This window comes from Tahibacter soli (genome assembly GCF_025717065.2).
Taxonomy (GTDB): Bacteria; Pseudomonadota; Gammaproteobacteria; order Xanthomonadales; family Rhodanobacteraceae; genus Tahibacter; species Tahibacter soli.
Map to the genome: position 1 here is coordinate 77,968 of NZ_JAOVZO020000018.1, position 14,274 is coordinate 92,241.

Annotated in this window: 17 protein-coding genes; 7 read left to right on the forward strand and 10 right to left on the reverse strand. The window is 67.6% G+C overall.

Annotation, left to right across the window (positions count from 1 at the left end):
• Positions 1 to 468: 468 nt before the first annotated feature.
• The gene (locus OD750_RS14080) at positions 469 to 1,248 is read right to left on the reverse strand and encodes an SDR family oxidoreductase (RefSeq protein ID WP_263542359.1); all 780 of its coding nucleotides are present in this window, start codon (positions 1,246 to 1,248) and stop codon (positions 469 to 471) included.
• 75 nt (positions 1,249 to 1,323) lie between these two features.
• Here OD750_RS14080 and OD750_RS14085 point away from each other — a divergent pair, with 75 nt between their 5' ends.
• Positions 1,324 to 1,518 carry a hypothetical protein gene (locus tag OD750_RS14085; protein ID WP_263542360.1) on the forward strand — a complete coding sequence of 65 codons (195 nt, stop codon included), beginning with the start codon at positions 1,324 to 1,326 and terminating at the stop codon, positions 1,516 to 1,518.
• Between the two features lie 24 nt (positions 1,519 to 1,542).
• Here the strand turns inward: OD750_RS14085 and sppA are convergent, their stop codons facing one another.
• On the reverse strand, positions 1,543 to 3,390 hold the full coding sequence (gene sppA, locus OD750_RS14090; RefSeq protein ID WP_263542361.1) for a signal peptide peptidase SppA: 1,848 nt from the start codon (positions 3,388 to 3,390) through the stop codon (positions 1,543 to 1,545).
• A gap of 104 nt (positions 3,391 to 3,494) precedes the next feature.
• A complete protein-coding gene (locus OD750_RS14095) occupies positions 3,495 to 4,856 on the reverse strand; it encodes an MATE family efflux transporter (RefSeq protein WP_263542362.1) in 1,362 nt (453 codons plus the stop codon).
• Between the two features lie 51 nt (positions 4,857 to 4,907).
• On the opposite strand from OD750_RS14095, the gene OD750_RS14100 reads away from it, so the two are divergent.
• Genes OD750_RS14100 through OD750_RS14110 form a run of 3 tightly spaced genes read left to right on the forward strand, consistent with a single transcriptional unit; the run spans position 4,908 to position 7,436 of the window.
• Positions 4,908 to 5,900, forward strand: a complete 993-nt coding sequence (locus OD750_RS14100; RefSeq protein WP_263542363.1) for an NAD-dependent epimerase/dehydratase family protein — start codon at positions 4,908 to 4,910, stop codon at positions 5,898 to 5,900.
• Positions 5,897 to 7,096: a DUF3667 domain-containing protein gene (locus tag OD750_RS14105; RefSeq protein WP_263542364.1), complete on the forward strand. Its 1,200-nt coding sequence runs from the start codon at positions 5,897 to 5,899 to the stop codon at positions 7,094 to 7,096. Before OD750_RS14100 ends, OD750_RS14105 begins: the two co-directional genes overlap by 4 nt.
• Positions 7,097 to 7,106: 10 nt before the next feature.
• Positions 7,107 to 7,436 (forward strand): DUF4286 family protein, encoded by a 330-nt coding sequence (locus OD750_RS14110; RefSeq protein WP_263542365.1) that lies wholly within the window; start codon positions 7,107 to 7,109, stop codon positions 7,434 to 7,436.
• Positions 7,437 to 7,542: 106 nt separating this feature from the next.
• On the opposite strand, the gene OD750_RS14115 is transcribed toward OD750_RS14110, so the two are convergent.
• The 7 genes from OD750_RS14115 to OD750_RS14145 all read right to left on the reverse strand — a co-directional run bounded on the left by OD750_RS14115 (position 7,543) and on the right by OD750_RS14145 (position 10,686).
• Positions 7,543 to 7,758 (reverse strand): hypothetical protein, encoded by a 216-nt coding sequence (locus OD750_RS14115; RefSeq protein ID WP_263542366.1) that lies wholly within the window; start codon positions 7,756 to 7,758, stop codon positions 7,543 to 7,545.
• 156 nt (positions 7,759 to 7,914) lie between these two features.
• The gene (locus tag OD750_RS14120) at positions 7,915 to 8,259 is read right to left on the reverse strand and encodes a hypothetical protein (protein WP_263542367.1); all 345 of its coding nucleotides are present in this window, start codon (positions 8,257 to 8,259) and stop codon (positions 7,915 to 7,917) included.
• 173 nt (positions 8,260 to 8,432) lie between these two features.
• Entirely contained in the window at positions 8,433 to 8,645 is a 213-nt protein-coding gene (locus OD750_RS14125; RefSeq protein WP_263542368.1) for a hypothetical protein, read from the reverse strand.
• A gap of 152 nt (positions 8,646 to 8,797) precedes the next feature.
• A complete protein-coding gene (locus OD750_RS14130) occupies positions 8,798 to 9,526 on the reverse strand; it encodes a DUF3106 domain-containing protein (RefSeq protein ID WP_263542369.1) in 729 nt (242 codons plus the stop codon).
• Positions 9,519 to 9,770, reverse strand: coding sequence for a hypothetical protein (locus OD750_RS14135; protein WP_263542370.1), 252 nt, complete (start codon positions 9,768 to 9,770; stop codon positions 9,519 to 9,521). Before OD750_RS14135 ends, OD750_RS14130 begins: the two co-directional genes overlap by 8 nt.
• Complete coding sequence (locus OD750_RS14140) at positions 9,737 to 10,126, reverse strand: hypothetical protein (protein WP_263542371.1); 390 nt, start codon at positions 10,124 to 10,126, stop codon at positions 9,737 to 9,739. The genes OD750_RS14135 and OD750_RS14140 overlap by 34 nt, the downstream gene beginning before the upstream one ends.
• Positions 10,123 to 10,686, reverse strand: coding sequence for an RNA polymerase sigma factor (locus OD750_RS14145; RefSeq protein WP_263542372.1), 564 nt, complete (start codon positions 10,684 to 10,686; stop codon positions 10,123 to 10,125). Before OD750_RS14145 ends, OD750_RS14140 begins: the two co-directional genes overlap by 4 nt.
• 513 nt (positions 10,687 to 11,199) lie before the next feature.
• On the opposite strand from OD750_RS14145, the gene OD750_RS14150 reads away from it, so the two are divergent.
• Genes OD750_RS14150 through OD750_RS14160 form a run of 3 tightly spaced genes read left to right on the forward strand, consistent with a single transcriptional unit; the run spans position 11,200 to position 14,257 of the window.
• Positions 11,200 to 12,387 (forward strand): dipeptidase, encoded by a 1,188-nt coding sequence (locus OD750_RS14150; RefSeq protein WP_263542373.1) that lies wholly within the window; start codon positions 11,200 to 11,202, stop codon positions 12,385 to 12,387.
• On the forward strand, positions 12,387 to 13,286 hold the full coding sequence (locus tag OD750_RS14155) for a bile acid:sodium symporter family protein (RefSeq protein ID WP_263542374.1): 900 nt from the start codon (positions 12,387 to 12,389) through the stop codon (positions 13,284 to 13,286). The genes OD750_RS14150 and OD750_RS14155 overlap by 1 nt, the downstream gene beginning before the upstream one ends.
• Positions 13,283 to 14,257, forward strand: a complete 975-nt coding sequence (locus OD750_RS14160; protein WP_263542375.1) for an ornithine cyclodeaminase family protein — start codon at positions 13,283 to 13,285, stop codon at positions 14,255 to 14,257. Before OD750_RS14155 ends, OD750_RS14160 begins: the two co-directional genes overlap by 4 nt.
• Positions 14,258 to 14,274 lie beyond the last annotated feature (17 nt).

Consider the following 14,274-nt stretch of genomic DNA (forward strand, 5'->3'; position numbering starts at 1 on the left):
GCCGCACCCGCGCCGCCGCTGGCGATGCGACGGCAGCCCACAGACTTGTCACCAGGGTTGTCCACAGGGCATGTGGATAGTCGCGCGGCGCTGGCGAAAGTTTCGGCAAACCGTGCGAGAGCGTTGCGCCGCAACGCCTGCAGCGATTCATCCACAGGCTTGTCAGACACTCTTTCCACAGGCGCTGTGGGTAACCGCCGTCGCGGCGCGCCGCGAGTTCAATTGGATACAAATATCTTTCGCAGAAACGCGCCTGGCGAAAATCTGAGCAAACCGTGCCGCACCCGCGTCGCCGCTCGCGCTGCGGCGGCTGCCCACAGACTTGTCACCACGGTTGTCCACAGGCCCTGTGGATAGCCGCGCGCCCGCTGCCGAAAGTTCGGCAGATCGTGCGAAAGCGTTGCACCGCAACGCCTGCAGCGATTCATCCACAGGCTTGCCCGCCCCTCTATCCACAGCGGTCGTGCATTAGAACGCGTAGCGCAAAAACCCGCCGTCCACAGCGATGCATTCACCCGTCACATAGCTCGCCGCCGGCAGGCACAGAAACGCGACGGCCGCGGCCACTTCCTCGGGTTCGCCGATGCGGCGCATCGGCGTGCGGTCGAGCACTTCTTCGAGGTATTCCGGATCGGCCAGCGCCGGCTCCGAGCGCTGCGTGCGGATGTACCACGGCGCGACGGCGTTGACGCGGATGCCGTCCTGCGCCCACTCGCACGCAAGATTGCGCGTGAGCTGGTGCAGCGCGGCCTTGGTCATGCCGTACGGCGAGCCGGTGCGCACGTGCGCAAGGCCCGATACCGACCCCACGTTGACGATCGCCGCGCTGCCGTGTTCGGCGAGCAGCGGATGCGCGAGGCGGCAGATCTCGAACGCGCTGACGAGATTGGTGTCGATCAGAAACCGCACTTCGGCTTCGGTGTAGTCGAGCGTCGGCTTGCGCACATTCGTGCCGACGTTGTTGACGAGCACCGACAGGTTCGCGTCGAGATCGGCGACCCAGTCGAACAGTTCCAGCCTTTGCTCGTGCTGCGACAGGTCGCCGGCGAACGTCTCGATGCGGCCGTCGGGAAACTCGTCGGCGAGTTCGGCGCTCACCTGCTCCAGATGCGCCTCGTCGCGCGCGACCATCAATACGTCGGCGCCGAGGCCGAGCAGCTCGCGCGCGCACGCGTAGCCGATGCCCTTGCTCGCGCCGGTCACGAGCGCGCCGTGGCCGTCGAGCCGCCAGCGTGATGCAGTGGTCATTACCGGGTCTCTTCCGTGCTTGTTGGCGAGCCAACGCAAGCGCAGACTTTAGCGCAGCCCGTTGCGGAGAATCTCATGCGCCACCTTGCCATCGCCCTCGCCGCCGCCGCGCTCGCCGCCTGCGGCGCCGCCCCGCCCCCGCCGCCCCCGCCGCAGAAGACGGTCATCGACGCGCAGCTCAAGGCGCTGGAAAAAGCCAAGGCCGTGCAGGACACGGTCGATCAGGCGACGCAGGACCGCCGCAAGCAGGTCGACGACGCCGGCGGCTGACGCGCGCCGGCGCCGCCGGCGAAATCAGCGCAGATCGCAGAAGCAGTAGGCGAACACGGCCGGCTTGCCCGCCGTGACGTTGTCGAGCAGTTTGAGCGGACGACGCAGGTCGGCGTCGCGCAGCAGCGCGTTCTCCGGACGCAGCATGTCGATGCGGCCGATCGCCTGCAGGGCGGCATTGCCGCTGAAGCCGAGCATGAATTGTTCGAACGCGTTGAGCGGCTTTTCGACGTAGCGCTGCTGATAGTCGCCGAGCTTGGCGCGCTCGGCCGCCGACGCGACGGCGGCGTCGAGGCCGCCGAGCTTGTCGACGAGACCGCGCTCGAGCGCCTGGCGACCGCTCCAGACTCGACCGCGCGCGATCTGGTCGATCTCGTTCGGCTGTTTGCCGCGCGCGGCGGCGACGCGGCCGATGAAGTCGCGGTAGCCCTTGTCGATGACCGACTGGATGACCGTGCCGACCGCGGGATCGAGCGGACGGCGCACGTCGAACGCCCCGGCGAACGACGTCGTGCCGACGCCGTCGGTATGCACGCCGACCTTCGCGAGCGTCTCGGGCACGTTGACGAACATGCCGAAGATGCCGATCGAGCCCGTGATCGTGCCGGGCTGCGCGTAGATCTCGTCGGCGTTCATCGAAATCCAGTAGCCGCCCGATGCCGCGACGTCGCCCATCGACACGACGACCGGCTTGCCGGCGGTCTTGGTCAGCTCGATTTCGCGGCGGATCTGTTCGGACGCGAACACTTCGCCGCCCGGCGAATTGACGCGCAGCACGAGCGCCTTGACCTTGTCGTCCTCGCGCGCGGTGCGGATGAGGTCGGCGGTCGAATCGCCGCCGACCGTGCCGGCGCGCTGCTCGCCGCCGACGATCTCGCCTTCGGCGACGACGATCGCGACGGCCGGACGCATATCGCCGATCGCTTCGAGCGGATGGCTATTCAAATACGCGCGCCAGCCGATCTGGCGGAAGCTGTGGAGTTCGGCGTCCTTCTCGCCCTTGGCGATCAGCACTTCGCGCGCCTGGTCGCGCGTGGCGAGCTGGTCGACGAGGTTCGACGTCAGCGCGAGCTTGGCAAGATCGCCCTGCGCGGCCTTGAGCGTCTCGGGCAGCGTCTCGATGCCGTTCTGGATCGCCTTCGGTTCGAGCTTGCGGCGCTGGCCGACTTCCGAAAGCCACGTCTGCCACAAGCCGTTGAGCCAGTACAGGTCGGCCTCGCGCGCCTCGCTCGACGCGCCGTTGAGAATGTACGGCTCGGCCGCCGACTTGAACTCGCCGACGCGAAACAGGTGCACGTCGATCGCGAGCTTGTCGATCAGATCCTTGTAGTAGCTGCGATAGCTGCCGAAGCCTTGCAGCAGCACCGCGCCGTCGGGGTGCAGCAGCACCTGGTCGGCGTGCGCGGCGAGGAAGTACTGCATCTGCGTCATGCCGTTGGACAGCGCGATCACTTCCTTGCCGGTCGCGCGGAAGCGTTCGAGCGCCGCGCCGATTTCGGTGAGCGTGGCGAGGCCCGCGCCGGTCAGCTCGTCGGGAATCAGCACGATGCGTTCTATATTCGTATCTTTTGCCGCAGTGTCGATGACGTGCAGCAGGTCGCGCAGCTGCACCTCCTTCACTTCGTCGCCGAGAAAACCCGACAGCGCGCGCGATTCGGGATCGCTGCGGTACTGCTCGACGATCTCGCCCTTCGGGTCGATCACGAGCGCCGTGCGCGGCGCAAGGAGCGGCGCCTTGGCGAACAGCACCGACAGGAACAATACGAGAAGGATCACGAAGATCGCGTTGAGAACGAGCCTGCGCGTGAAATTCACCGCGGCCCAGATGCCGCCGAAGAAGCGCCGGATGAAACCCGGTTTGCCGTCGGACATGATTCGATGTCTCCAGAATGTGCCGCCGCACCGGCTTCGTGCCGATGGGATACGGGCCTATTGTCGCGCCTAAACGGTAAGAATTCGCAAAGGGCGAAAGGGTTTCACGGCTGCGAACTTTGGTGACGCGTTCGCAGCCAGAACCGCACGAACAGCAACACGGCCGCGACCGACAGGCCCGCGATCAGGCCGAACCACATGCCGCGCGCGCCGTAGCCGGCCTCGAACGTGAGCCACCAGCCGGTCGGCATGCCGACCGCCCAATACGCCAGCACCGTGATGACCATCGGCACGCGCGTGTCCTTCAGGCCGCGCAGCGCGCCGTTCGACGCCACCTGCACACCGTCGGAAAACTGGAAGATGCCGGCGAGGATCAAAAGCTGGCTCGCGAGCGCGGTCACCGCGGCATCGGACGTGTAGAAACCGACGATGGTCTGCGGAAACGACAGCATCAGCGACGTCGCCACGACCTGCGTCGCGAACGCGAGGCCGATGCCGACGAAGCCGGCGTAGCGCACGCCGCTCGCGTCGCCGCGGCCGACCGCATGACCGACGCGAACGGTGATCGCCATCGCAAGCCCGAGCGGAATCATGAACGCGATCGATGCGACGTTCAGCGCCACCTGATGGCTCGCGGCCGTCGTTTCGCCGAGCCGTGCGAGCGCGAGCGCCGCCGTGGCGAACAGACCCGCTTCCATCAGCACCGAAAATCCCATCGGCACGCCGATGCGCAGAAGCTCGCCGATCGGTGCCGCGCGCGGGCGCTCGAAGCCGGCGAACAGGTTCAGGCGCGCGTACTCGGGCCGGAAATACAGCCACGCGAGCATCGCCGCGAACTGCAGCCACAGCACGATCGCGGTCGCGGCGCCGGCGCCCGCGGCGCCCATCGGCGCGATGCCGAGCCTGCCGTACATCAGCACGTAGCCGATCGGCGCGAGCAGCATCAGCGCGAACAGGCCGAAATACATGCTGGGGCGCGTCAGGCCCACGCCTTCGCTGACGCCGCGCAACGCGAAATAGCCCGTCACCGCCGGCACGCCCCAGGCCACCGCATGCAGGAACGCGGTCGTCTCTTCGCGCAGGTTCGGCGCGACGCCGATCGCGCCCAGCAGCCGCGGGCCGAGAAAATACAGCGCCGCGACGAGCGCCGCGCCGATCGCGAGCGCAAGCCACAGCGCCTGGCGGAACAGCGGACCGATCTCGCCGTGGCGATTCGCGCCGGCGAGCTGCGCGACCGACGGCGGCAGCGCCATCATGAGCCCCAGCGCGCAGACGTAGGCGAGCGCGTACGTGTTCGCGCCGACGCCCACGGCACCGAGCGTGTGCGCGTCGAGGTGCCCGGCGAGCATCGCGTCGACGAAGGTCATGCCGACGCCCGTCAGCTGCCCGGCGATCACCGGCAAGGCGAGGACGACGGTTTCGGAAAGTTCGCGGCGCAAACGCGCGCGGTCAACGGCTAGAATCACGACAATCTGTCGCAGGCAGGGCGGCGTAGTTTACTCCGCGCAGGGGATGGCATGGTTCGGGTATTGCTGACCGGCGCCGGCGGCTTTCTCGGCGGGCACGTACTGCGGCAGCTCGTCGATCAGGGCGTCGCGGTCGTCGCGCTGTGCCGCGACGATGCGAGCGAGGCGCGCCTGCGCGATCTCGGCGCCGATACCGCGCGCGGCGATCTCGCCGACGGCGCGAGCCTCGCCGCGGCGCTCGGCGCGAACACCGATTCCATCTTCCACATGGCGGCAGATACGTCATCGTGGAAATTGGCGAACGCGGCGCAGACGCGCACGAACGTCGCCGGCACGGCAAACCTCGTCGCCGCAGCGCGCGACGCCGGCGTGCGCCGCTTCGTGCACACTTCGTCGGTCGCCGCGTTCGGCCGCGTCGAGCACTCGGCGCTGTTCGAGGCGCTGCCGCGCCTCGGCATCGAGTCGTGGATCAACTACGAGCGCACGAAAGCTGCCGCGGAGCTGATCGTGCGCGACGCTGGCCGCAGCGGCTGGTTCGAAACGGCGATCCTCAACCCCTCGCACATCCTCGGGCCGGGCGACCGGCGCGGCTGGGCGCGGCTGTTTCTGATGATCGACAGCGGCAAGCTGCCGGGCGCGCCGCCGGGCGCCGGCGCGTTCGCCGACGTGCGCGAGGTCGCGCGCGCACACGTCGCCGCGTGGCGCCACCCCGGCAACGGCGAGTCGTGGCTGCTCGGCGGCGCGCAGGCGACCTTTCTCGACCTGATCGGGCGCATCGCCGCGGAACTGGGCCGCCCGGCGCCGAAGCGCGCGATGCCGCTCGGACTGCTCAAGGCCTACGCGAAGCTTTCCGAACTCGCGAGCTACGTGACGCGGCGCGCGCCGGCACTGACGCCCGAGGCGGTCGCGCTGACGAGCCACAACCTCAGGGTGGACTGCCGCAAGGCCGAGGCGCAGCTCGACTATCGCATGCCTCCGCTCGAAATCCTGATCCGCGATACCATCGACGGGTTGCGAAACGAAGGACTGCTGCAAGCCCGATGAACTCCGCCGCTCCCACGCCCGTCGAACCGACGCTGCCCTGCCCGAACTGCGGCGCGCCGCTGCAGGGCGACTACTGCCATTCCTGCGGCCAGCCGAGGAAGGGCATGATCCGTCCGCTGTCGGGCATCATGGCCGACGTTGTCGACAGCGTGCTGAACATCGACTCGCGCATCCTGCGCACGGTCGGCCCGCTGCTGTTCCGGCCCGGCCGGCTCACGAACGACTACTTCGCCGGCCGCCGGACGCGCTACGTCACGCCGTTCCGGCTGTTCTTCTTCATGACCGTGGTCGCGTTCTTCACCGTGCAGTGGTACCTCGACCAGAGCTCGCCCGAAGGCTGGAAGCTCAACGTCGACGACAGCGCGATCGACCGCGCGCAGACGCAGTCCGAGCTGCAGAAGCAGCTCGACGAGCAGATGGCCGAGCTCGACAAGGCGCGCGCCGAAATGGCCGAGCAGATCAAGGCCGGCGGACCCGGACGCGCGGGCCTCGAAGCCGGCCTCGCCGGACTCGAAGCCGGACGCGAGGAACTGCGCAAGCGCGCGCGCGTTCGCGCCGACTGGATCCTGCGCGCCGACGAGGCGAAGGCGAAAAACCTGCCGCTGCCGCCGTTCATCAGCGAGGCGATCGACAAGGGCGAGGAAGACCTGAGCTTCAACGGCAAACCCTGGGACGCGAAGGACAACCCGATCAAGTTCGACTGGTTGCCCGACGCCGGCAACGCCAAGCTCAACCAGATGGCGAGCAACGCGCGCGACAATCTGCGCCGCGGCATCCGCGACCCTAAGCGCCTCGCCGCCGGCGTGCTCAACGTGCTGCCGCAGACGCTGTTCGTGATGATGCCGCTGTTCGCGGTGCTGTTGAAGATTTTCTATATTTTCAAGCGCCGCCTGTACATGGAGCACCTGATCGTCGCGCTGCACAGCCACGCGTTCATTTCGTTCTCGCTGCTGATCGTGAGCGCGCTGGGCCTCGTCAAGACGTGGGTGCCGTCGATCGCCGTGCCGGCGGGCTGGATCATGTCCTGCCTGGGCGTGTGGGTTCCCGTGTACCTCTTCCTGATGCAGAAGCGCGTATACCGGCAGGGCTGGATCATGACGACGCTGAAGTTCGGCGCGATCGGCATCTGCTACACGGTGCTGATTTCGACCGCGGTCGCCATCGCGGCGGTCGCGAGCCTCGCGATCGCGTCGTGATCGCCGCGCGATGATCGTCTACGAGGTCGATCTCGAAATCGACGCCGATGTCGCGGTCGAATACCGCGCATGGCTCGGCGCGCACATCGACGAGATTCTCGCGCTGCCGGGCTTCGCCGGCGCGAGCCTCGCGACGCGGCTCGATCCGGCGCCGGCGCAAGGCCGCGTATCGCTCGTCGTCGCGTACCGGCTCGCCGACGAGGCGGCGCTCGCGCGCTACCTCGCCGAACACGCGCCGCGTCTGCGCGAAGAAGGCGTCGCGCGGTTCGGCGGGCGCTTCGCGGCGGCGCGGCGGGTGTTGCGCGTTGAAAACCAGGCACCGCAGATACGTTCGGCATAAGTCGGCCGTCGCACGGCCAGGGCGATTCTGGATGCCCGGATTTCTGGTTGTTGCCACTCTCCCAAGAGATTCCGGGCGTCCAGCTTCCGGGAAATTATGCGGCAGCCTATCGAACGCTCACCCCAAGCTCGACTGCCTTGCTGCGAAACGCTTCCCTTGACTGTTCCGTCAGGAACTCAAGCACGATTGTCTCGCCATCGAGAAAGCGTTCGACGTCGTTTTTTGCTTCCGACAGGGATCGGCAGGCATATGTGTGCACGGCTTTTATTAATGAGACGGTTTTTAGTCCGGGACGCCATTCCGTAAGCTCGAGCGTTTTCATAGACCGGCCTCCAATGTTATTGGGCGAAGAGATTCCGGGCGTCCAGCTTCCGCTGCAAACCTTGGATGTCCAGGATTCTGCCTGCGGCATTGTCTCGATCGCCTCCATGAAGGGGACGGACGACCAAAAACCGCCCGTGCTCCAATAGAACTTGACTCATTCGTCAAGTCGAACTGCCAACACACGACCATCGGGAAAGCGAAGCCTGTCATTTTTTTCCAACGCGCCCAAAATTCCTTCGACATCGCCACGCGAAATCTTCTCGCCGTCTTTGCCGATCGACACGTAGGCGTTGGCGAACGCCGCCACGACGATTTCATAGCGATGGGAGTTTGGACCATCCTCTGGGCAGGGAACTATTGCCGTGAAAACTTCAGAAGCAGGCTGCGGTCGTTTGGCAATCCAATCGATCGATGAGCGGAATATCCACCACTTCCCGTGCGATGTTACTGAGATTTCCGGCGCGCCGAGAATCATTGACTGATAGGCTAGCTTCGACATCATCATTTCGCCCATCGCTGACGATACTGGAAAATATAGATCTCTTGCGGGCACCTCGAATAACCCCTTCGCGACAGCACAAACTCGCTGAAGCGACGATTCATGAGGCTGGACCGGGTGCGGCTACATAGATCATTGCCGCTCACTCGCCGCATCGCGGCGGCGGCGGCCCCTCACACGGGCACGATTCCGCGGTGCTTCAGCTGCTCGGAGGCGCGCACCTTTTTGTCGTATTCGACGTAGGCCGGGACGCTTGCGCTGCCGCGCAGGACGAGCGGATCGGGTGGGGATTGTGCGTGTGCGGCGAGCGACAGGATCAGCAGTGCGTTGAATCCCCCGGCGATCTTGCAACGCCGCCGAAACCACGAAGCTTCCTGCAATTCCATGACGCCATCCGTGACGCGTCGAGCCGACGCGACATCGACGCTAAACGCGACCCGCGGCGTATGGGAATCGGAAACTGGCGCATCGGCGCCTCGGAAGATTCAGAGTGCGTCGGCGTATGTCAAAGTGGTTTTTCTGAGCGTGTCTGAGCCGACTACTCCCGCGGCGGCGGCGGCGGAAAGCGCGGCGGCGGCGCGATCTGCCGGAGCCGCTGCGTGCGCGCGTCCGGCGCCAGCGCCAACAGCTCGCGGCGAATCGCATCGCGCTCGGCCGGCGTCTGCGCGTCGCGCAGCGTGCGCATGAACGCTCGGCGGTCCTCGGGCGCGAAGGCGTCGAACATCGCGCTCGACGCCGCACGCTCGTTTTCCGGTACCGACTCGAGCCAGCGATCCTTCATCATCGCCCGGCGCTGCTCGCCCGCACCGCGCAGGAACGCGCGACGCTCGTCCGGCGACATGCCCTCGTACTGCTTGCGCAGGCGCTCGCGCTCGTCCGGCGGCAGCGAACGGAATTGACGGAAGCTTTCGCGAATGCTGCGCTGCTGTTCGGGCGGCAGCGACCGGAAATGCTCGAAACGCTGACGGATTTCCTCGCGCTTCTCCGGCGGCAGCGACTGCCAGCGGCGAAAACGCTCGGCCGCCTGCGCGCGCTGCTCGGGCGTCATCGACGCCCAGCGCTCGGCGCCGCGGCGCAGCCGATCCTGCCTGGGCGGCGGCAAGGTATCCCAGACGTCCTTGAACTCGGCGAGCTGCGAACGCTCCAGCGCGCTCAGGCTCGCGAACGGAATCGGCTCGGTCGGTGTCGGTGGCGGCGGTTGCGCGTTCGACGCGCCCGCGACGAGCACGCCCAGAACGGCCGCCAACAGTCGGTTGCGCTTAGTCATCGTCGTCCTGCTTCGTGTCCGCGGGCCGCTCATGCTGCTCGGCGGCCGCCATTTCGGCGCGATCGAGCACTTCGCCGTCGCTGTCGTCGAAGTCGGCGAGAAACATCAGAAGGTCGGCCGACGGCACCGACGGATTTTGGTCGTTCGGATCCTGCGCCGGCGCGTTGCCGCCCGCGGTCGCCTGCAGCGTGCCGAGCATCAGCACGAGGATCAGCCATTGTGCTCGTCTTCGGCGTCGAGCCATGCGTAAAACTCCAGGTCCTGCGCGAGTTCGAGATTGTCGTCGGCGACGATGAGTTCCGCGTCGTCGGCGCCGCCGGCCGCGAGCGCAGGCACGGCGATCGCCGGCTCCGGCGCCGGCCGCGTCAGCGGATTGACCACGACGAGCGCCAGCAGCACCGACGCCATGGTCGCGGCGCCCGCCGGCAGCCACCAGCGGCGGGCGGGCCGGGCGCGCGCGGCGAGCGCACGCTGGCGCGCGCGGTTCAGGCGCGAGGCCGTCGCGCCGTCGAGCGCGTCGGCCGACGCATCGAGCAGCTCGCGCGCCTGCGCGGTCCATTCGGGCGGCGCGTCGTCGCGCCGGTCGTCACGGGCGTTCATTGATGTTCCTCCAGCGCGCTGCGCAAAGCGTTCAGCGCGCGCCACAGATGGGTTTTCACGCTGCCCTCGCCGCAGCGCATCGCATTGGCCGTCTGGGCGACGTCGAGTCCTTCCCAGACGCGCAGCAGAAACGCCTGACGCTGGCGCAGCGGCAACGCCGCGAGCGCCCCGTTGAGCGCGGCACCGGCGTCGGCGTCGACGAGACGCGCCAGCGGTCCGGGTTCGCGCAGGTCCGGCGCCTCGGCCAGCGGATCGCCCGCGTCGTCGTCGTCGCGCCGGCCGAACCACGCGCCGATCCATCGACCGCGCACCTGCTGGCGGCGGTGCCAGTCGGTCATGCGGCTGTCGAGCACGCGATGAAACAGCGGCGGCCATTCGGCTGCCGGCTTGTCGGCATAGTTGCGTACGAACGCCAGCATCGCGTCCTGCACGAGATCGAGCGCCTCGTCGCGCTGGCCGGTCGTCAGTTCGGCCATGCGCAGCGCGCGGCGCTCGACGCCGCGCAGGAACCGATCCAGCGCCGCCCGCCCGTCGGCGAGCTCTTGCGTTTCTACGGGCATCCAGGGTTGTCCGTCGGTTCGAACGCGATTCTCCAGCATTTGTCGATCCGATTCCGCGTCGTCGCAGCCCTCAACGCGCGGCCACCATACCGGTTGACATCGGGCAAACCCAACAGCGAAGCGGTTGACCGCGAACCGGGCCCGCTGTCAAGGGTTTTGCACAGGCCCCGAGCGCGCGTCGCGAAACTGTCACGGAGGCTGTCCAACGCCTGAATTTGTCCAATTCTGACAACGCAAGTTGTTGAATAATAAGAACTAAGACAGATTGCTCAAAGATTAGTCAAGCCGAGCGAAGGCCCGTCAGGACGCGCTCTGCGGGCCTCTTCCGGCCGTTCGTCCACAAGGTTATCCACAGGGGTTGTGGATAAACGGCAAATGCCTTGGGAAACAAACCGCTGCGGCACATTGCTCGAAAATTGCGAATCCGTTGCCGCGACCGGCACTTTCGGCCCAGGCAGCCGCCCGTCCGCGGGGTAATCTCGGACAGGGGCATCTCGACCTTTGGGGCACGACATGACGCAAGACCCGACCGGCGGTTTCGACCGCCGCCGCTTTCTCACGCTCGCCGCCGCAGCGGCAACCGTCGCCGCGGCACCCGGCGCATTCGCGGCCGAACCGGCGCCGTCGGCGCGCTGGCGCAACGCGATCGTCGTCAACGCACTCGGCGCGCTCGACAACCCGAACGTCGAGCGCCCGGGCACCGATCCGGCCGGCATGAAGCAGGCGAAGCGCGAGCGCCTGTCGCTCGACGCGCGCGCGCTGAAAGACGCCCACGCGTCGGGCCTGACCGCCGTGAACTGGACGATCGGCTTCGTCGCCGGCCCCGGCGATCCGTTCGAACGCAGCGTTTCCGACATCGCGCTGTACGACCGGCTGATTCGCGATACGTCGGCCGACCTCGTCAAGGTGCTGCGCGCCGGCGATATCGCCCAGGCCAAGCGCGAAGGCCGCATCGGCGTCATCTACGGCTTCCAGAACGCGGTGCAGCTCGGCGACAACCTCGAGCGCGTCGACGTCTTCGCCGATCTCGGCGTGCGCATCGTGCAACTGACCTACAACCCGGCGAACACGCTCGGCGACGGCGCGATGGCACCCGAGAACCGCGGGCTGACGCCGTTCGGCCGCGAGGCGGTCGCGCGTCTGAACGACAACCGCGTGATGGTCGACCTGTCGCACAGCGGCGAAAAAACCTGCCTCGAAGCCGCGCGGGTTTCCAGACAGCCGATTTCGATCAACCACACCGGCTGTCGCGCGCTCGTGGACCTGCCGCGCAACAAGACCGACGAGGAATTGAAACTCGTCGCCGACAAGGGCGGCTTCGTCGGCATCTATTTCATGCCGTTCCTCGACGCCGGCGGCATCGTGACCGCCGACGACGTGGTCGCGCACATCGAGCACGCGGTGAAAACCTGCGGCGAGGACGCGGTCGGCATCGGTACCGACGGCACGGTCGTTTCGATCGACGATCTCGACGGCTATCGCAAGGAACTGGCCGAAGCCGTCGAGGCGCGCAAGAAGGCCGGCATCGGCGCGAAGGGCGAAGGGCCGCACACGCTGCCGTTCGCGGTGGACCTGCGCGGCGTCAACCAGTTCTTCGATCTCGCCGACCGCCTGGCCAAACGCGGCCACTCCGACGCGCGCATCGAGAAGATTCTCGGCGGCAACTTCGTGCGCTACGCCACGACCGTGTGGGGCGCGTGATGCCGAACGAGATCGTCGCACTGGTCAACACCGCGGTCGTGCCGATCGGGCTCGTCGCGATCATGTTCAGCATGGGCCTGTCGCTGACCGCGAACGACTTCCGCGAGGTCGCGCGCAATCCGCGCGCGGTGTTCGGCGGTCTCGCCGGCCAGCTCGTGCTGCTGCCGCCGCTCGCGATCGCCGTCGCATGGCTGTTCCGGCTGCCGCCGGAAATGGCGACGGGCCTGTTCATCCTCGCGATCTGCCCCGGCGGCATCACGTCGAACGCGATCACTTACGCGGCGAAGGCCAACGTCGCGCTCGCGGTCGTGCTCACGACCGCGTCGAGCCTCGTCACGGTTTTCACGATTCCGCTGCTGCTCAACTGGGCGCTGACGCACTACTTCGTCGCCGGCGAGATCCCGCCGCTGTCGGTGCCGAAGACGATGCTGCAGCTCGCGCAGATGACGCTGATGCCGGTCGCGCTCGGCATGGCGATCCGCGCGTGGCGGCCCGCCGCCGCGGCGCGCATGACCGTGTGGCTGCGCCCGGCGTCGCTCGTCGTGCTGATCGCGGTGATCGCGTTCTCGGTCGCGGTGAGCGCGCAGCTCGTGCTCGACAACCTGCTGTACGCCGGCCCGGCCGCGTTCGTGCTGAACGCCGCGAGCATGGGCGTCGGCCTCGTCATCGCGCGCGGGTTGTCGCTCGATCGCAACGACACGCTGACGGTAGCGATCGAGGTGGGCATTCACAACGCGACGATGGCGACGTTCCTGTCGCTGTCGGTGCTCAAAGACATCGCGCTCGCGATCACGCCGACGATCTACGGCGTGATCATGGTGATCAACGCGGGCCTGCTCGTGCGGTTGTTCCGCGCGCTCGCGACGCGACGCGCACAAAGCGCCGGAGCGACGCCGTGATTCTGATCGATGGGGAAACCGTGCGCGCGCGGCTCGACATGCGCGCCTGCATCGACCTCTTGCGCCCCGCGATGATCGCGCTCGCTCGCGGACAGACGCGCCAGCTGCTGCGCGGCATCGTCGACCTCGACGCCGGCCGCGCGTTCGGCGTGATGCCCGGCGCGCTCGGCGTCGGCGAGGCGTTCGGCGCGAAGCTCATTTCGGTGTATCCGGAAAATTTCCATCAGGGCAAGCAGTCGCACCAGGGCGTCGTCGCGCTGTTCGATCCGGCCGACGGCGCGCCGGTCGCGCTCGTGCATGCCGGAGAAATCACGGCGATCCGCACCGCCGCGGCGTCGGCGCTCGCAACCGACGCGCTCGCGCGCCGCGACGCCGCACGGCTCGCCGTGCTCGGCTACGGCGAACAGGCCGAACGGCACGTCGTCGCGATGGCCTGCGTGCGCGACATCGCCGGCGTGCGCGTGTGGGGCCGCTCGCCGGAACGCACGGCCGACTTCGCCGCGCGCGTCGGCGCGCACACCGGTCTCGCCGTATCCGCCGCCGCGAACGTACGCGACGCGGTCGACGGCGCCGACATCGTCTGCACGACCACGGCCGCCGCCGAACCGATCCTGCTCGGCGACTGGATCGCACCCGGCACGCATCTGAATCTCGTCGGGTCGAGCCGCGCTGGGCCGGTCGAAGTCGACCATGACGTCGTCGTGCGCGCGCGCTTCTTCGCCGACCATCGCGAAGGCGTGCTGCGGCAAGGTGCGGAATTCCTGCGCGCGAAGGAAGCCGGGCTCGTCGGCGACGACCACGTGCTCGGCGACATCGGCGCGGTGCTCGCCGGCGACCTTGCGGGCCGCACGTCGGACGCCGACGTCACCGCGTACAAGTCGCTCGGTTCGATCGTGCAGGATCTGGCCTGCGCATGGCATTTGGTCGAGCGGGCGCGCTCGGAAGGCTTCGGCGTCCGCGTACCGTTCTGACGTCTGTGCGAAAATCG